Raw genomic sequence first — 18,619 nt, forward strand, 5'->3', positions numbered from 1 at the left:
GCACCTTGGGTAGCTGGAGCAGCTATGGCATTTAGCTCAGTATCAGTTGTGACAAACTCACTTCGCTTGAAGAGAGTAAAAATATAATGATGTTCAAAACGAGACTTTTTGAACATCACTAAAATATTATTCTAGGAGTGGATATATATGGTAAAAACAACATTACAAGTATCTGGTATGACATGTGGTCATTGTGAAAAGGCAGTAAAGGGAGCATTATCAGAAGTTAAAGGTGTAGATAACGTGACGGTATTTCTTCAAGACGGTAAAGTTGACGTTGAATATGATGATGCTCAAGTGAAAGTAGCAGCATTGAAAGAAGCAGTTGAGGATCAAGGATACGACGTAGAATAAAGCAATTTTATCTTTTGTAATATTTGATGAATGCATGTTGTTGTATTAATATATACAATTATGAAAGGAGGGTATCATGTTCATTATATGAGCATTTTATCCTCCTTCTTTACTTATAATTACTCAGCATCTGCACAAAATCTCCTTATTTTCTATTTATAATAAGAAAAGGCTTTTCGCGTACTATTGGTTGTTTAATTATGAAGGCTGTTTTTTTCATTAATTGTTGCTTTTAATTATAAGAGAGCTAAACACGTTGGGCATATTTTTATTCTAAAGACTTTGAATGTCATATAAACACATTAGTTACTCTAATGTAAGTGAAAAAAGACAAAGTTAACGAAAAGACCATTTATAAAATGGAGACATACCTTCATCAATTCCCTAGCTATTTTTGTAACGATGGCTGTGAAGTTTCCGATAGGGACCAAGAGAAAATATTGTATTTATAGGAGTGACAATTTATATGAAAAGGACACTACAAACAATAGCACTGTTGACACTTACTACATTATTATTTGGGTGTGGACAGAATGAGAATGAAGCACTACCTGACGACTCAGCGCAAAATAATACTGAAATTGCAACAGATAATGATGTGACTGAAGAGAACGAGAAAGAGAAGCAAACTGACAAAGCTGAAACATCAAATAACAAAATAACAGATAACGATTTTTACGAGCCGTTTAACGGAACATTAGAGCATGTTCACGGATTAGGATATGCTGGGAATCAAAATGCGATCTATTTTGCAGCTCATGATGGGTTGAAAGTGTACGTAGATGGCCAATGGTATAAAACAGTAGCTGAAAATCATGATTATATGGGTTTTAACGCAGCAGATGTAGGTTTTTTCGCTAGTGGACATCCAGCTGCAAATTCAAATCTTGTTAATCCTTTTGGGATTAAGCGTAGTTTAGATAATGGTCAAACATTAGAAACATTAGCTTTAGAAGGAGTTGTTGATTTTCATGTGATGGGTGTAGGCTACGAAAGTCAGACAATTTTTGTTGCTAACCCAAAAGCGAATGATTTATTAGAAGAAGCTGGTGAGTTATATGTAAGCGATGACCTAGCGGAAAATTGGGAGAAGATAGATGCAGAAGGCTTAAGTAAAGATATTATAAATATTGCTGTCCATCCAACCGATTCAAATAAAGTGGCTGTAGCAGCTAAAGAAGGAATCTACCTCTCAACTAATAAGGGTCAGTCATTTGAATTAATTTCAGATAATATGCAAGGTACGTCCATCTACATGTCAAATAAAGCGTTATGGTATGGCGGATATAATGGCGAGCCTCATCTTATTAAGAAATCCTTCGATAGTGAAACGGAGGAAATCATTACGTTGCCTTCCATGGATGAGGATGCAGTCATGTATTTTACTACCAACCCTCAAAATGACAACGAGCTAGCCTTTATAACTTACAACGGGAATGTATTTTATTCCAACAATGGAGCAGAAAATTGGGAGATGTTAGTAAATGAAGGGAAGATTCAACAGTAAATTTTTCGGATGAATTGTAACTTTACCTTACGTTGCCATATACAGCTTGTCATCTTTTCTTTTGTAACTCGATGACAACTGTATATATTTGATTATTGTGGTTCTAGTTTGGTAACAATAGCAACAAAGTTTTGACAAGAGCCAAAATAAAACAGACTGTTATAAGTTCTATAGTTGATTTTGTGACGATGCTGAACATTTTACAACGAAAGCAAATAAGGGTATCCTATGTTGCGAATGAACTTAAAAATAACAGTCTGTTTCTATTTCCTGTAAAAGGAGCTGGTTTCATCAATAAATTAGCTATAAAATTAGGAGCTCTTTTTTTTATTTTTATATTACTTATAGAGTCTATGATTTTTTTCTTACTATATTTCGGTATAGTGAATGAGCGTATTCAGAGTGAGACAGATGATTTATTTCGCAGAGGTATAAGTCATAGAGATGTGTTAGAAAAAAATTTTGATGAGTTAACAATTAAACATGTTGCTTTAATGGAATCGGAGGCTGTTAGTGCAGTAGTCATTACAAATGCTCAGTTTCAGATTTTAGAGCAGTCTGACACAATTAACTCTAAACTAGAAGAGTTAATAAAAAAAAGTAAAGAAAAAATAGTACCTGACAATGGTGAGTTACTAGAAAAAAAGTGGAAAACAGAAGAGTATTTAGCAACGATTCATCCGGTAATATTTGACGGACAACGTCAAGGGTATGTATTTATGTTTTCACCTACACAGCCTATAAGAAGTATGATTAACGGTTTAACATATCAATTTCTCTTCATTGGTTTGTTGTCATTATTATTATCTATTGCTACAATCTTTTTTCTGTCACGCTTTATTACGAAACCACTAATAGATATGAAAGAAGTGACTGAAAAGATTAGCACTGGACAAAATAACGTATTTTTAAAAACAAATCGAGATGATGAATTAGGTGAATTGGCTAAAGCAATACATGTTCTGTCTAATAGGCTAGAGCGTTTAAAAAAAGAACGAAATGAATTTCTATCAAGTATTTCACATGAACTAAGGACACCGTTAGCCTATCTTAAAGGCTATGCTGATATTTTACAGCGAACTAATCTCACTTCAAAAGAGCGAAATGATTATTTGAAAATTATTGAGGAGGAAGCCACGCATGTGGTTACCTTAGTAAAAGATTTATTCGACTTAGCACAAATTGATGAAAACGTTTTTAAGATTCAACAACAAGCTGTTCACCTTCATCAATTCCTATCGTCTATCGTCGAGAAGTTTAGGCCGGCATACAATGAAAAAGAAATTCACTTAAAGCTTGTTTGCCCTGAAAAACTTACTGCTAGCATTGATCCAAACAGATTTGATCAAGTGATAAGCAATTTATTAGATAATGCTTTAAAGCATTCAGCATCTCACTCTAGCGTAGAAATTAATGCTAAAAAACAAGACGGCAAACTTACTATTGTAGTAAAGGATGAAGGTGAAGGCATACCAGCAAATGAACTACCTTTCATTTGGGACCGGCTGTATCGAGTTGAGAAATCTAGATCTAGATCAACTGGTGGTACAGGTTTAGGATTGTCGATAGTCAAAGGTATTGTCGATAGTCACGGTGGAGAAATAGACGTACAGAGTAAGATAGGTGAAGGGACTATATTTAAGATTGTTTTATAAGGAGGATGTTATGCTTAATGCCCGACATTTTACTAGTAGATGACGAACAGAGAATGTTACAGCTACTCAAGTTATACTTGGAACCAAATGGCTATCGTTGTAAAACCGTTCGCTCAGGCCAAGATGCGATCAACTATTTGGTGAAGCAAAAAGTAGATTTAGTTATCTTAGATATTATGATGCCAGAAATGAATGGCTGGGACACTGCTGAAGAAATTCGAAGCTTTTCTGATGTGCCCATTATTATGCTTACAGCAAAGGAACAAAGCTCTGATATGGTTAAAGGGCTAAGAATTGGAGCAGATGATTATATAACAAAGCCATTCGAGGAGACGGTTCTGTTAGCAAGGATCGAAGCCATTTTACGTAGAACCAGTCCCAATAACAAGATTGAAGTTGATGGCCTTACATGGGACAGGAGTAATCATCAGTTGACCTACGGTAATGAGAGTATTGTGCTTACACCGAAAGAGTTTGACCTGGTTGGGATATTGTTAGTTAACAAAAATTCAGTATTAACACGGGAGAGCCTTTTAGAGCAAGTATGGGAATTTGATTCTGAGACTGAGGATAGAACGGTTGATTCACACATTAGAAACATTAGAGAAAAATGCAAAAAAGCTGGCTTTCCAATCAATGAACATTTACAAACGGTCTGGGGAATCGGCTATAAATGGGTGTAAGCTTGACCATTTTGGTTTCGCCTATAATTCAAGGCTGCTATCACATTTATAATTGTTTTAATACTAATAATTAAAACATGAAGACTATCTGTTCTTATGATGTTAATCCATATAAGACATCTTTTTACAGTCGTTTTTTGACAATAATAACAATTTTCACGAAAAGAGCCTAATTGAATGATGTTTCCTGTAAAGGGTAAAAAAATTCAAACCAATAATAGTTAACTTATTTAGTTCATGATTTCTTAGTATTGTTAGGTAATGTTAATATTAAAAATGAATATCTTAAGAAATCCTTCATATTTACCTAATCAAAAAGTTAAGATTTAGGTTGTATAGTATGAATCAGAAGAATTATTGTACTAAATGATTCCTTTGAACAAACAATGCTATACACTATGGAGGAGTAAAAATATGAATACGTCATCATTATCTAAGATGTCTTTTATACTTCTAGCAACACTATTATTATGGATTAAAACGTATATTGTCTATAAAACTAGTTTTGATATAAAAATTGAATCTTGGTTACAAGAATTTATTCTTTTTATTAACCCATTAAGCTTTTTACTCATTATGTTTGGGATTGCCATGTTTATTAAGGAGAAACATCGTAATAGGTACCTGGTCATAACGAGCCTCTTAGTTTCTTTTATTTTATTTGCAAATGTGTTGTATTATCGAGAATTTACCGATTTTATTACAATCCCTTTACTTTTTCAAACAAATAATTTAGCAGATTTAGATAATAGTATTTTTGAGCTACTACATTTTACAGATATATTGATGTTTGTTGACATTGTTGTATTGTATTTCATGATGCGAAATCGTCATAAACTTTCATCAAGAACAACTTTCACTAACAGAGAACGTAGAGGCTATTTTTTAGTTGTAGCGGTAGTGGTATTTTTCAACTTAGGGCTTGCAGAGTCAGAACGTCCGCAGCTGCTAACTCGTACATTTGATCGTGAAATGCTCGTAAAAAATATAGGGTCATACAATTACCATTTATATGATCTTGTGTTAACGTCTAAAACGTCAGCCCAAAGAGCACTTGCGGATAGTAGTGAATTTGTTGAGATAGAGAATTTTCTAAATGCCAATTACACAAAGCCAGATGAAGACCTTTTCGGTATTGCAAAGGATCGCAATGTCATTATGGTTTCAATGGAATCTCTGCAAAACTTTGTGATGAACGAAACAATTAATGGCGAAGAAATTACACCATTTTTAAATGATTTAATTGAAGAAAGCTATTACTTTAATAATTTTTACCATCAGACAGGTCAAGGAAAAACATCTGATTCTGAATTTGTAGTTGAAAACTCGTTATACCCTTTAGGTAGAGGTGCTGTGTTTTTCACGAATGCGGAAAATGAGTACCGTGCTACTCCAGAGATCTTAAAAGAAAAAGATTATTATTCTGCAGTGTTTCATGCAAATAATAAGAGCTTTTGGAATCGTGATGTCATGTATCCTAATCTTGGATATGACCGTTTCTTTTCATTGGTAGATTACGATGTGAACGAAGATAATTCAATTGGTTGGGGATTGAAAGATATTGAGTTTTTTGATCAATCTGTTGAGAAACTAAAAACATTACCTCAACCGTTTTATACAAAATTTATAACGCTAACAAATCATTTCCCATTTGAGCTAGATGCAGAAGATAAAATGGTAGATGAATTTACGTCAAACAGTCGTACACTTAATCGTTATTTCCCGACGGTAAGATATATGGATGAAGCATTAAAAAGCTTTGTCGAACAATTAAAACTAGAAGGTTTATATGATAATTCAATTCTCGTGTTTTATGGTGACCACTATGGTATTTCAGAAAATCATAATAAAGCGATGGGAGAATTTTTACAGGAAGATATCACACCTTTTGATGTCGTACAATTACAAAAGGTTCCATTTATTATTCATATACCGGGTGTGACTGACAAAAATCCAGAAGTGATTTCTAAAGTATCAGGTCAACTAGATGTGAAGCCAACACTTTTGCATTTATTAGGTGTCGAAACGAAGGATGATGTGCACTTCGGATCTGATATTTTCTCAGAAGATAAACTAAACTTTATTGTGCTTAGAGATGGAAGCTTTATCACTGAAAAATATGTATATACAAAATCTACGTGCTATGACAAAGAGACAAGGGAAGAGACGGACAGCTCTAAGTGTGAGCCTTATGAAGAAAAAGCAAGGCAAGAGCTAGAGTACTCCGATAACATTGTCTACGGGGATTTATTACGGTTTTATGAAGGAACATCATTAACGAATGGTTTAACTGAGCAAGAGTGAATCCGTTTTATATAAGTTACTATCTATCGTAAAGATTATGGGAGTCATATAGAACATATCTGTTACTCTAATATAAGTGAAAAAACAAAGTTTTACGAAAAGAGCCTTAAAGCCATGTCCTGATTCGACAAATTTTTTAAAAATCCTATCAATCGACCATAATTACAAGTATAATGAAACAGACGTAAAAATGTTGGGAAGTGAAGTTGATGAGAAAAATAAAAATAGTGACTGATTCCACAATTGATGTTTCAGATGAGGTTTTACAAAAATATGGCATTGAAATGGTACCGTTAATGATAACAATAGAGGGTAAATCTTTTCTTGACAGAATTGACATTTCACCTAGTGAATTTCTAAATAAAATGAAACAAGCTGCCCAATTACCGAAAAGCTCACAGCCATCTACAGGACAATTTGTTGAATTATATGACAGATTAGATGAAGAAGGCTATGATGTGATTTCTATTCATATGACAGGTGGTATGAGTGGTACTGTTGCATCTGCAGAAACTGCTGCAGAAATATCAAAAGCCAATGTGACTGTTGTCGATTCGAGGTTCCTTTCTAAAGCTTTAAGTTTTCAAGTGTTAGAAGCTGCAAAGATGGCTTCAGACGGTAAAAGTGTAGATGATATTGTGAATAGGTTAACAGAAATTCGTAACAATAGTTTTTTATATCTTACTGTTGATACACTTGAAAATTTAGTAAAGGGTGGCAGAATTGGCAAAGGGAAAGCGTTTATTGGCTCTTTACTGAACATAAAGCCGATATCTTCACTCGAAGGTGGAAGTATTACACCTGTTGGTAAAGTTAGGAGTCAATCGCAAATAGTGAAGTATTTAACTAAACAATTTGCTAAGGATGTTGAAGGCAAAGTCATAAAAGCAGTAGGTATAGCACATGCAGATGCACGTGATCTAGCAGGAAAATTAAAAGAAGCGATTAGTCATGCCTCTGGGTATGAAGAAATTGAAATTGTAGATACAACCCCTGTTATTTCACTCCACACTGGAGCAGGTGCTATGAGTATTATGTATTTTGCTGAGTAAAGTAAATGCGTTTATGTGAAAATTCAAACATTGGTAAATTTGAAAGAAATCTAATCCATTCTATTCATTGAGTGAATGACTAACATAATATTGGAAAGACAAATGTGTTAGTACAATTAAGAATTTAGTTTTGAAATAACTGCGTAATATTTTTAATTAGACTAACCAAATAAGAGGATATTCTGTTCATTATATGAGCAAATATCCTCTTTTTTTATACATATTAGAGCTATTAATTAGAGGTTGTTAGTACTTGTTTAAATGTATAAAATATCATAGAATGTATGTTTGTTAAACTGTAAAGGAGTTCACAGCGGGTTGAGTAGTGAGGTCTTTAGAGGGAGCGTTCCTATTTATTTAGGAATGAAGAGCTATGAGAGTAGAAGAGGTTCTCAATGAATACATATTACTAGATCAATAGACAGTCCAGTAATGCTAGTTATTTTTTTTGAATGCACTAAAAATTAATAAAACATGCAATACACTGTTATGATGACATGAAAAAGACCCCACTCTATAAATAGAGTAGGACATTGCTTATATTTATTTACCCTTTTTGAAATGTAGTTACGTTGATACATCTACAATTGAAAGCAAGTGTTACTCCTTGTGGGAGTGGACTACTTGAGATGACAGTTAATCTGTACTTATGGCATCCTGTTCCTGGTTCATCACAGACAGTATTATTAGGAGTTAATGTATATTGCTGATTAGCCCTATCATCAGTGACGTTATATATACATAGAGTTTTTGTAGTACTTTCAGTAATACGTTCAACTATATAAAATAAGTTGATGGGATTTGGTATATCCTCAACCACATCAACGAGTATATCAGCCATTGAATCAACCTTTGCCACCCAATCCTTCTCACTGATCATTATAGTAGCTGTTGTTAAAGATACAAATGGTGTTGGTACAGGTATACCCACCCCATTACCACTAAAAGAGATAGGTGTATTTTCACAGCGACAAAATAATTCATTACTTCCTTTTCCTTTACATCGACAATCAGACATCCCTAAGTCATTCCTTTCATCAAAATTAATTAGCTAATCTTATATTTAGTCAATGCCTGATGTCATAAATGTGCAACTGACAGTTGTCTACATCTTATTATGGTAATGTCAATCTTTATTTTTTGGTGTTTTTAGGTTTAAGTATTGATAATTATGTTAATTAAGTAGTTTTTTTATAAATAATAGTATGAAAAAGAGGAATTTATGTGGCAGAAGTTGAAAAAAACTCTATACACTAACTTGTAAAGGATGTTCTGATGATACATAAATTCCATCGATTGAGTTTTTTTAAAAAAACACTAATCTTTTCATCAGTTTTTATCATTTTTTTAGGGACTGCAACAGCGGTAATTAGCTACCAAATACAGAAAAATGCTACAATTCAATTATTGTCTGAAAGTGCGATGAATTTATCTAATTTATGGAAGGAAACATTGGCACCAGAGGATGTTACTCTAATTAAGAGCAACCAAGAGTTAAATTCCCCTTCAAGAACTCACATTATTGACCTCTTAAATCATATTCATGAAAACTATTCCATGTATTCAAGAGCTTACCTGTTAGATTTTGATCGTAATAATTACAATAGCTATCATGTCATTGTAGATTCAGAACATAATATACAAGGTGATCGAGAGCTCGAACACCATTTACATAATAATAAGGAATATACCAATGCATTTTCCTCAGCAATAGTAGAAAGTAAAAGTGCTGCAACAGGCTTATATAAAGATCAAATGGGGTTATGGATCACTGCTTTTACACCAATTGTCGACGATGAGGAAAATATAATTGCAGTGTTAGCTATAGATCTAGACGCTACTGAGATTCAAGGGGACTTGAGGAATTTACTAATATCTTTATTTATCAGTTTTGTTATTTTATTTAGTATCATCTTAAAGATTCAGCAATGGGGTTTTTCTAAGATGATGGATCCTTTAAAACAGCTTTTTGAAGGGGTTTACCAAGTTAGTAGAGGTAACTTTGATGTAAAGCTATCATATGTAGATACTTCTGAATTAGGATATTTAAGAGATGAATTTAATAGTATGGTTGGGCATTTACGAACGATATTTGAACGTGTTCAAGTTACAGCAGAGCATTTTGGAAAAAGAACTTATGCTACTCGACAGTTGCATGGGTTTGAAAAAGCGATAGGAGAAATTGATGAAATTATTCATCAAACGAAACTTCAGAAAGAACTACAAAGAGCTGAAAAAATGAATGCTATTGGTCAAATGGCTGCATCAGTCGCTCATGAAATTAGAAACCCGATGACGGTAGTAAAAGGTTTTCTTCAGATTTTTCTCGCGAATGAAAATATAAAGAGTCAAGAAAGAGAGTTTATTCATTTAATGATAAATGAGTTAAACAGGGCAGAAACGATTATTAATGACTATTTGTCTCTTGCTAAACCTGATGTAGGTGAATGTGAAGAAGTGAATTGTAGTGACATCGTTAAAAATGTTACTGATATTGTGAACTCATATGCTTTGATGAAAAATAATATCTCGATTATAGAACATGTAGAAGAAGGGCTTTACGTAAAAGGAAATAAAGGGGAACTGAAACAAGTGTTGCTAAATATTATGAAAAATGGCATTGAAGCAATGAAAGCAGAGGGAGAGTTATCAGTCAAATGTGTAAAAGATAGTTCATATGTACGCATTGAGATTACAGATTCTGGCATTGGAATGACTCAGGATGAGCTTGATCGCTTGGGCACACCTTTTTATTCGTTAAAAGAGAAGGGCACAGGAATTGGTCTTATGGTATGTTATCAAATTATTGAGCAAATGAAAGGGAAAATTATAGTAGAAAGTATTAAGAATAAAGGGACCACCTTTAGCTTATATTTACCTATTGTAAACTAGTATCGATAAGTGTTATACAAAATAAGTAGACTGAAAGTTACTAGAGTTCTTCAATACGGTAATTTAGCTCAGAACTAGCACTATAATTTTGTTAACCCCGTCTTGCAATATAGAATGGGGTTATTTGCTGTAATGTTAAGAGGGTTAATAATACGTATGATTGTACGCGTTGAATGTATCTGGAATTTGTCGCATATTGATAACATCCATTATTTAAAACATATCTTCATAAATTCTTCATTTTTATGTAATTAAAAACTTAAGAATTACCTTGTAATATAAGACACGACAATAAGGAAATAAGGTGATAAATAGTACATATGTTATGTAACTTTTTGTGCGTATATGTCGTTTAATATTTTGTAGGTTTGAAAAAACTTTGACTATGCACTTCACAAAAATAATGATATTAGATATAATATCACTGTACTATGAGTAGTAATACAGAAAACACAAAAAGAGAAATTAGATTTTGTTAAGGAGAGGGAAGCATTGAAGATAAAGCGATATATATTAGTATTACTATTATTACTAGTAGGTAGTGTCTTATTTACAGAAACAGCTTTAGCAGCTAACGACTTAAAGGTTGATGTTTCATATGGTTTTGACAAAAAGGTTCAAAGGGGACGAGGCTTTCCAGTAACCATTACGTTATCAAACGAAAATGAGAAAGCGGTAAGTGGAGATTTAGTAATTGTTTCTGAAACTAATCGCAAAGTCGGTAATACTGTTATCCATGTGGAGCTTGCCAAAGGTGAAACAAAAAAAATTCAAACTTCAATTTCAGGACTTGAGGAAAATTTAGTACGTATGCAAACCTCAAATAAAGAATCATTAATTAAATTTTATGAGGGAAGCTGGGAAGATAACAAAGAAGTTGAGTTAATTGGTAATAAAAATCTTGAGCCGATCAATTTAAATGAAAGTCGTTTAGTTTTAGGTGTGTTATCTGACTCGCCGGACTCACTGAATTTTTTAAAGCTTACAAAGTATAATGGTGAAGTTGTAGAGGTACTGAATATACAAGAAGATGAACTACCTAATGAAGAGCTAGGCTTACAAGTGTTTGATGTACTCGTTATTAATGATTTTCAAGTGACGTCTTTATCAACACAAAGGCAACAGGCTATAAAAAATTGGGTGAATAGTGGGGGACATTTAATTATTGGGAGTGTACCGAATATAGCCACCCAGCTAGGGGAAGTAGGTAATTTATTACCACTTCAAGTTACGAATGAACAATTTATTGATCAGTTTGCTTTTTTACAGCAGTATGGTGGAGATGATTTGCCGACATTAACCAATATTCCTATTATGACTGGAGATTTAGTAGATAAAACGAAGGTAGTATTTTCTGATAACTCATTACCTATCACTTTAAATAAAGATGTTGGTAGTGGTGAAATAACTCAATTTACTTTTAACATAGGAGCAGAAAGTTTAAGTAATTGGAGTGGATATGCAAATTGGTGGGACGATGTCTTTGCAAAGCTTGTAGAAAAGAATTATGATAAAAACTATTTCCATTATGATTTATCAGAAATTGCAGAGATATTCCATTCATCAGCTATACCGTTAAATATATTGATACTTACTTTTGCTATCTACTTATTAGTAATCATCCCTGTTCTATATATTATTCTACGAAAAGTTGATCAACGGGAAAAAGCTTGGATTATCATTCCAACAATTTCTATTCTAGTGACTGTGTCAATATTTTTCGTCGGAGCGAAGGATCGTTTAGGTAGTGTAAAAGTAAATGAGGTAAGTATATTAGCTATCGATGAACAAGGTGTTGGTAACGGATTGGGAGTTGTTACATTCTTATCCAACAATGGTGGTGATTATACCCTTACTTCAAAGTCTGAATCGTATCAACCTATTCCAATATTAAACCGTTATTCTGACTCAATTGATGTCATTGAAAATTTTGCTATGGTTGAAAGTAGTCAAGGTAAGACAGCACTTACTTATAATGACGTTGAATATTGGTCTTTACGCTCAGCGACGGGAAATATTACAAATGAGCCTATAGGCAAAATTGATGTGAAGCTTCAAGTAGAAAATGGGAAATTAGTAGGGTCATTAAACAACCAATTAGATTTGGATTTGCAGGAAGTGTATTTAGTCGCTGGTAGCCATGCTTATGATCTAGGAAATATTAAGCGAGGTACCACAACGGATATATCACTGGATATAAAATCAAATAATTTGGCTAACGTAGTAGCTGGTCCAACACATTCTGGTGCATTGTCTGCCTTTCCAGGAATGGACATTTGGGGTGGGGAAATAGAAAAGAATGACTTAGAGAATTGGAGAAAATATCGTTTATTATCAACAGCCATAAGTGATAGATATTCTTTAGCAAAACATAATCAGCCTCTTCTAGTCGCTTTTACAAACGACTCAATTACTGATATATCAATAAAGGATAAAAAATCAGTTAATAATGCATTGAACCTATTAATGCAAAATGTAGAAATAGATACTGTAGGTGTAGGAGAATTTTTGCTACCTGAAGGAACTATTATACCAAGTGTCTCAGTTGAGGAGGGACAAAATGGTCGAGTAGTTGACAATGGTTTGGAGTACGGTGAAGACTGGATCTATATGGAAAAAGGTAAATATTTGATATCTTATCAAATTCCTTCATCCATAACAGCAAAAGATTCATCACTTTCCAGCTTGAAAATTAGCTTAAATCGTGAAGCATCTGGTGCATATAGCTTATTGAATAATGTCACAGGTGAATCGGTTGAATTGTCAGGTAAACAGCTCTTTAACTTTAAAGAAAATGTCAACGAGTTTGTTAATGAAAATGGCATAATAACTATAAAATTAGAAGTATCGGACCATCAAGATATTCGTGTGCCTACTATTTCAGTTGAGGGGGAAATCAAATGATAGAAACAATTAACTTAACGAAAAGATATGGTTCCTTTACCGCACTTGATTCATTAAACCTCAATGTAAAAGAAGGTACTGTATTTGGGTTTGTAGGTCACAACGGTGCTGGTAAATCAACTACTTTTTCGATCTTGGCAACATTAATGGCACCAACATCTGGAACAGCATATGTAAACGGTTATGACGTGACGAAGGATCCAAAAAATGTTAGAAAGTCAATAGGGTATATGCCAGACTTTTTTGGGGTCTATGATCAATTCAAAACAATCGAATATTTACATTTTTATGGTGGTAGTTATGGCATTCCAGAACGTGAAAGAAACGTGCTCATACCACAGCTATTAGAACTGGTCAATTTATCACATAAAAAGGATTCGTATGTGGATGTGCTATCAAGAGGAATGAAACAAAGGCTTTGCCTCGCTCGTGCTTTAATTCATGATCCAAAATTGCTAATTTTGGATGAACCTGCATCAGGGTTAGACCCTCGTGCAAGAATTGAAATGCGTGAGATTTTAAAAGAGCTAAAGAACATGGGTAAAACGATTATTATTTCTTCTCACATTTTACCAGAGCTTGCTGAGATGTGTGATGAAATTGGGGTAATTGACAGCGGAAAGCTTGTAGCGACAGGATCAGTCGCTCAAATACAAAAACAATTACAAGCAAATAAAGTAATTAATGTAAAATTAGTAGATGATATGGCAAAAGCTTATGCGTTTTTTGAAGACCAACAGTTTGTTACAAATCTTCACAGGAACGAAAGGTTTGAAAATGTTTTATCATTTGCCTTTTCAGGGGATGATCAGGAACAAACGAACTTATTAAAAAAAGCGTTGTCTGAGAACCTTCTTATTCTTTCATTTAGTGAAGAAGATTCTAACCTGGAAGATATTTTCCTAGAAATCACGAGAGAGGTAGAGTGACAATGAGAAGCCTATTAATTAATCCAGTGTTAAATAAGGAGATTAAACTCCGTTTTCGTTCATTTAAAAGCTTCCTTGGCATTTTATTCTATCTATTAGTTTTAGGAGGAATTGCACTAGGATATATTTATTTAGATAGTTCAAACTCTCCAGGCGGAATTGTTAAGCCGAATGAAAGTCAAGAAATGTTTATGATCATATCAGTTCTACAATTGGGGCTCATATTATTTATGACCCCTGGGTTAACGGCAGGTACCATTAGTGGTGAACGTGAAAGACAAACATTAAACATCTTGTTAACGACACAGCAATCTTCAACGAGTATTATCGTTAGCAAGCTGGTTTCTTCATTGGCGTACTTGTTCTTAATCATTTTTTCATCACTGCCATTATATAGTATCGTCTTCCTATTTGGTGGGGTGTCACCGAATACTTTAATATCAGTATTTGTCATTTATTTACTAACGATAGTAACTGTAGGGAGTATAGGTATTTTATGTTCTACACTTATTCGTAAAACAATCGTATCAATGATTGTTACGTATGGTGTTATGTTATTTCTTACAGCTGGTACAGCAGCGATTATGTTATTTTCTTTTCAAATGACTGGATATTCATATAATGCCAATCCTCAACCAACAAATGTTGTTGCATATATATGTGGAATGTTTAACCCATTTGCGGTGATCCTTGCTGAACTTGAACCGAACGCAGCAAATGAATTTGCTGATATGACAAATATTGATTTTTCATTATTCATTAGTTTTACATTTTCCTATTTAATCATTACAGTTATATGTTTACTAATCAGCATTAAGAAGCTTCGCCCAAAAATGAAACCGAAGAGAGGGTGATAAAGTGGAAGAAAAACAGAAGTTCTTTTCTTTTCTCAAAGTTCTTAAAAAGAAATTGCTCAAGGAACATGTGAGTACCAACCTTCATTATGTGTTTGTCGCGGTAGCTAGTATATTCTTTTTCCTAGCTATCGCATCGAGGTTTATCATAATACTTCACCCTATAATGATCGCTTTGGCCATAAGTGTTGTTGCTATCATAACATCAGTTATATTAACTGTTAAAAACAGACCTAAAGATCAAGTTGCAGCAGAACTTTATGATGAATATGTCGGTGAAGATCGTGTGCAAACAGCCTTGTCGTATATAAATGATGAATCGATTATTAGTCAATTGCAACGACGTGATACTTTATCACATATGAAAAAGGAACATCAACAAGTAGAAACGAGGAAACTGTCTTTATTTCATGGCAAGAAGATTGTTATTTCGGTAATGTTGGCGGTATGTACTACATTATCACTCATGTTTCCTAATGATGTCATGGAGAGTGCAAAGCTTGAACAGATCGATAAGCAAATAACTAAAGAAACAAAAAAAGAGATTGAAAAAATCAACAAGCCAGATGATAAAAAGTTAGCAAAAGACGTTGATGATCTAAAAAAACAACTGTCAACTCCGAAAGATAGTAAGGAATTGCTAGCTGATTTACAGGCCCAGGAAGCAAAGCTAGCGAATAAGAAAGAAAAAGCCTTAAAGCAACAGCAGTTATTACAAAAGATTCAACAAAATATAAATCAATCTAGCTTGAACCAATTGTCTGCTGCACTTTCAGAGCAAAATAAACAAAAATTACAAGAAGCGCTTGAAAAGTTAAAGAAGGACCTTAACGGGCTACCTAAAAATGATAAAGAAGCAATAGAATCTGTGCTTGCAGAAACTACTGGGCAACAGCCAGACTTGGAACAGCTTTCGGCAGAACAACTAAATGAATTATTGGCAAACCTTGAACAACAATTAAATGATGCATTTGCTGAAGCTAACTCACTGCAAGAGCTTGATGAGCTACAACAACAACTACAGCAGACAGCAGCATCACTACAACAGCAAATGGCTAATGCTGGTTTAGGGACACCTTCTCAACTGGCCTTACAACAAAATAACAGTGCTTCAACGACTGCAACAAATAGTCAAAGTGGAACGAACAGTAGCAACCAATCACAATCAGGTAATAATCAAGGAGACGGCTCAGGCTCAGGTTCAGGGTCGGGCTCAGGTTCAGGGTCGGGATCAGGTTCAGGGTCGGGCTCAGGTTCAGGTTCAGGTTCAGGGTCGGGATCAGGCTCAGGTGGAACAGGCTCAGGTGCAGGTGGATCTGGAGCTGGATTTGGTCAAGGATCTCGTGAACTAACAATACCTGAGTATTTGAACGGTACTAATACGATTGAGAATGACTTTAGCGAATTGGGTAAAGGTAGTAGTGAACAGTCTGAGAGTCAGGGCCCAATTTTAAATGGTACGTTACGTCCGTATGAGGAAGTTTATGGAGAATATGCACAATCATATAGAGAGAGTATTGATCGCTCAGATTTACCATCGTATTTAGAAGAAGTTGTGAAGGATTATTTCACAGAAATAGATCCAGGGGAGGAGTAAAATCGTGATAGAATTAGCACAAAAAGAGCAACAATTACAAGCAGTTGCAGATAAGATTTCAAAATCTAAACTAGAGATTTCTAAATTTATAGTAGGGCAAGAGGACGTGGTTGACCAAGTATTATGGACGATTTTTGCTGGTGGACACGCATTGTTAGAGGGGTTACCCGGACTTGGAAAAACGATGCTTATTCGAACAATTTCTGAGGTTATGAACTTGGATTTTTCAAGAATCCAGTTCACTCCAGATTTAATGCCTTCTGACATTACTGGGACAATGATGTTAGAGCCTAACGAGCATGGAAAGCAAAACTTTGTTTTTCACGAAGGTCCAGTTTTTGCGAATATTGTCTTAGCTGATGAAATTAACCGTGCAACACCTAAGACTCAAAGCTCTCTGCTTGAGGCCATGGCTGAAAAAACAGTAACTGTTATGGGTGATACGAAAAAATTAGCAGAGCCCTTTTTTGTTCTTGCGACCCAAAACCCGTTGGATACTGAAGGTACGTATCCATTACCAGAAGCACAAATGGATCGATTTTTATTGAAAATTAACGTCGATTACCCTACGAAAGAACAACTGAAGGAAATTATCAAAAAGACAACAACAACGACAACACCATCATTACAAAAAGTGATCAATCGTGATGATATAGTTGAAATCCAAAATCTTGCTAAAGAGATACTTGTTAGTGACGATGTGTTAGAATTTGCAACCAATATCATCGTTGCAAGTCACCCTACGAATGATTCTTCACCAGAGATGATAAGAAAGTTTGTTCGTTATGGCTCAGGGCCTCGTGGGTTACAAAGTATGATACAAATCGGCAAGGTGCATGCGTTAAGTAATAGTAGAGTTCATCTTTCAAAAGGAGATATTAAAAAGTGTGCGAAAGCTGTTTTACGGCATCGGCTATTTTTAAATTTTGAAGGTGAAGCGGCCGGTATTAGTACAGATACCATCATTGAAGAATTAATTACAACTGTTGAGCAAAGCGTGAATAAAAAATGACCAAAATTTTAGACAGTGCTTTATTAATGCGTCTTAAAAAGCATCGAATTCAATCAAAACGACAAAAGCGTGGCTTCCAACAAGGAGCAAGAAGATCAATGAAACAAGGGCAATCATTGGACTTTTCGGATTATCGTCAATATCAGCCAGGTGATGACTTGCGACAAATTGATTGGAATATATATGCACGTACAAACAAGCATTATATTAAGAGATTTTTAGATGAACAAGAATTAGTTATTTCTTTATATTTAGATTGTTCAAAATCAATGAATCTAATTGACGAAAAATGGCTTTTGGCTAAAAGGTTAGCAGCTACACTTGGATATATGTCATTAAGTCATGATGATAGAGTTGGGATTTTTCCAGTATGTTCTACGGACTCTCCGTTTTTTTATAAAAAAGGGAGAGCATATGCTAACAAGGCTGCTTTTTATATAAGTGAGTTAGCAAATAGTGTATCAGAACAAACTACATTTTCGCAAAGTATTACTACAAACATCGTTCCTAAATCAGGTGTGAGCATCATCATAAGTGACTTTTTAGAGCCACTAGATGATATAAAGGCTGCTCTTAAAAAAATTCAGGCGAATAGACAGGAATTATATGTAATTCAATTATTAACGGAAGAAGAAACTAATCCAAACTATCAAGGTGATTTAAAATTAATAGATAGTGAGATGAATCAACAAATGAATGTTTCAATGTTACCTTCAATTAAAAGAAATTATGTGAACCGTGTAAACCAACATACTGAGGATCTAGAGCAATTTTGCTTTGATCGTGGAATTGGTTTTATAAGATGTTCTACAAACGAAACAATTGAAGAAATTATTTTTGAATCGTTGATGCCAAAAGGTTGGATTGTGTGAGGTG

16 protein-coding genes are annotated in these 18,619 nt (G+C 34.2%); 15 read left to right on the top strand and 1 reads right to left on the bottom strand.

The genetic code is table 11. From position 1 onward, the window contains the following. The 8 genes from JM172_RS25700 to JM172_RS20515 all read left to right on the top strand — a co-directional run. Positions 1 to 87 (top strand): hypothetical protein (locus JM172_RS25700; RefSeq protein ID WP_483297270.1); only part of this gene is annotated, 87 nt, incomplete at its 5' end. A 60-nt stretch (positions 88 to 147) separates the two neighbouring features. After that, complete coding sequence (copZ, locus tag JM172_RS20485) at positions 148 to 354, top strand: copper chaperone CopZ (RefSeq protein ID WP_214484237.1); 207 nt, start codon at positions 148 to 150, stop codon at positions 352 to 354. 466 nt (positions 355 to 820) lie between these two features. Further along, positions 821 to 1,861, top strand: a complete 1,041-nt coding sequence (locus tag JM172_RS20490) for a F510_1955 family glycosylhydrolase (RefSeq protein ID WP_214484238.1) — start codon at positions 821 to 823, stop codon at positions 1,859 to 1,861. Positions 1,862 to 2,151: 290 nt separating this feature from the next. Continuing rightward, entirely contained in the window at positions 2,152 to 3,516 is a 1,365-nt protein-coding gene (locus tag JM172_RS20495) for a sensor histidine kinase (protein WP_214484275.1), read from the top strand. Positions 3,517 to 3,533: 17 nt separating this feature from the next. Next, positions 3,534 to 4,199, top strand: a complete 666-nt coding sequence (locus tag JM172_RS20500) for a response regulator transcription factor (RefSeq protein ID WP_214484239.1) — start codon at positions 3,534 to 3,536, stop codon at positions 4,197 to 4,199. 414 nt (positions 4,200 to 4,613) lie between these two features. After that, positions 4,614 to 6,503, top strand: a complete 1,890-nt coding sequence (locus JM172_RS20505; protein WP_214484240.1) for an LTA synthase family protein — start codon at positions 4,614 to 4,616, stop codon at positions 6,501 to 6,503. 76 nt (positions 6,504 to 6,579) lie between these two features. After that, complete coding sequence (locus JM172_RS20510) at positions 6,580 to 6,738, top strand: hypothetical protein (protein WP_214484241.1); 159 nt, start codon at positions 6,580 to 6,582, stop codon at positions 6,736 to 6,738. After that, positions 6,713 to 7,555 carry a DegV family protein gene (locus tag JM172_RS20515; protein WP_214484242.1) on the top strand — a complete coding sequence of 281 codons (843 nt, stop codon included), beginning with the start codon at positions 6,713 to 6,715 and terminating at the stop codon, positions 7,553 to 7,555. The genes JM172_RS20510 and JM172_RS20515 overlap by 26 nt, the downstream gene beginning before the upstream one ends. Positions 7,556 to 8,102: 547 nt before the next feature. On the opposite strand, the gene JM172_RS20520 is transcribed toward JM172_RS20515, so the two are convergent. Further along, complete coding sequence (locus JM172_RS20520) at positions 8,103 to 8,573, bottom strand: hypothetical protein (RefSeq protein WP_214484243.1); 471 nt, start codon at positions 8,571 to 8,573, stop codon at positions 8,103 to 8,105. 278 nt (positions 8,574 to 8,851) lie between these two features. Here JM172_RS20520 and JM172_RS20525 point away from each other — a divergent pair, with 278 nt between their 5' ends. The 7 genes from JM172_RS20525 (at position 8,852) to JM172_RS20555 (ending at position 18,615) form a co-directional block, all read left to right on the top strand. Then, positions 8,852 to 10,447, top strand: a complete 1,596-nt coding sequence (locus JM172_RS20525) for a sensor histidine kinase (RefSeq protein WP_214484244.1) — start codon at positions 8,852 to 8,854, stop codon at positions 10,445 to 10,447. 492 nt (positions 10,448 to 10,939) lie between these two features. Next, entirely contained in the window at positions 10,940 to 13,351 is a 2,412-nt protein-coding gene (locus JM172_RS20530) for a hypothetical protein (RefSeq protein ID WP_214484245.1), read from the top strand. Beyond that, positions 13,348 to 14,280, top strand: coding sequence for an ABC transporter ATP-binding protein (locus JM172_RS20535; RefSeq protein ID WP_214484246.1), 933 nt, complete (start codon positions 13,348 to 13,350; stop codon positions 14,278 to 14,280). Before JM172_RS20530 ends, JM172_RS20535 begins: the two co-directional genes overlap by 4 nt. 2 nt (positions 14,281 to 14,282) lie before the next feature. Next, positions 14,283 to 15,134: an ABC transporter permease gene (locus tag JM172_RS20540; protein WP_214484247.1), complete on the top strand. Its 852-nt coding sequence runs from the start codon at positions 14,283 to 14,285 to the stop codon at positions 15,132 to 15,134. A 4-nt stretch (positions 15,135 to 15,138) separates the two neighbouring features. Next, the gene (locus JM172_RS20545) at positions 15,139 to 16,731 is read left to right on the top strand and encodes a hypothetical protein (protein ID WP_214484248.1); all 1,593 of its coding nucleotides are present in this window, start codon (positions 15,139 to 15,141) and stop codon (positions 16,729 to 16,731) included. A 4-nt stretch (positions 16,732 to 16,735) separates the two neighbouring features. Continuing rightward, on the top strand, positions 16,736 to 17,743 hold the full coding sequence (locus tag JM172_RS20550) for an AAA family ATPase (RefSeq protein ID WP_214484249.1): 1,008 nt from the start codon (positions 16,736 to 16,738) through the stop codon (positions 17,741 to 17,743). Beyond that, positions 17,740 to 18,615 carry a DUF58 domain-containing protein gene (locus JM172_RS20555; protein ID WP_214484250.1) on the top strand — a complete coding sequence of 292 codons (876 nt, stop codon included), beginning with the start codon at positions 17,740 to 17,742 and terminating at the stop codon, positions 18,613 to 18,615. Before JM172_RS20550 ends, JM172_RS20555 begins: the two co-directional genes overlap by 4 nt. Positions 18,616 to 18,619 lie beyond the last annotated feature (4 nt).

This window comes from Bacillus sp. SM2101 (assembly GCF_018588585.1).
GTDB lineage: Bacteria > Bacillota > Bacilli > Bacillales > SM2101 > Nanhaiella > Nanhaiella sioensis.

Bases quoted from the DNA above. Each gene is read 5' to 3' on its own strand.
- copZ (WP_214484237.1), top strand. From the start codon at position 148: ATGGTAAAAACAACATTACAAGTATCTGGTATGACATGTGGTCATTGT.
- JM172_RS20490 (WP_214484238.1), top strand. From the start codon at position 821: ATGAAAAGGACACTACAAACAATAGCACTGTTGACACTTACTACATTA.
- JM172_RS20500 (WP_214484239.1), top strand. From the start codon at position 3,534: ATGCCCGACATTTTACTAGTAGATGACGAACAGAGAATGTTACAGCTA.
- JM172_RS20505 (WP_214484240.1), top strand. From the start codon at position 4,614: ATGAATACGTCATCATTATCTAAGATGTCTTTTATACTTCTAGCAACA.
- JM172_RS20515 (WP_214484242.1), top strand. From the start codon at position 6,713: ATGAGAAAAATAAAAATAGTGACTGATTCCACAATTGATGTTTCAGAT.
- JM172_RS20520 (WP_214484243.1), bottom strand. From the start codon at position 8,573: ATGTCTGATTGTCGATGTAAAGGAAAAGGAAGTAATGAATTATTTTGT.
- JM172_RS20535 (WP_214484246.1), top strand. From the start codon at position 13,348: ATGATAGAAACAATTAACTTAACGAAAAGATATGGTTCCTTTACCGCA.
- JM172_RS20540 (WP_214484247.1), top strand. From the start codon at position 14,283: ATGAGAAGCCTATTAATTAATCCAGTGTTAAATAAGGAGATTAAACTC.
- JM172_RS20555 (WP_214484250.1), top strand. From the start codon at position 17,740: ATGACCAAAATTTTAGACAGTGCTTTATTAATGCGTCTTAAAAAGCAT.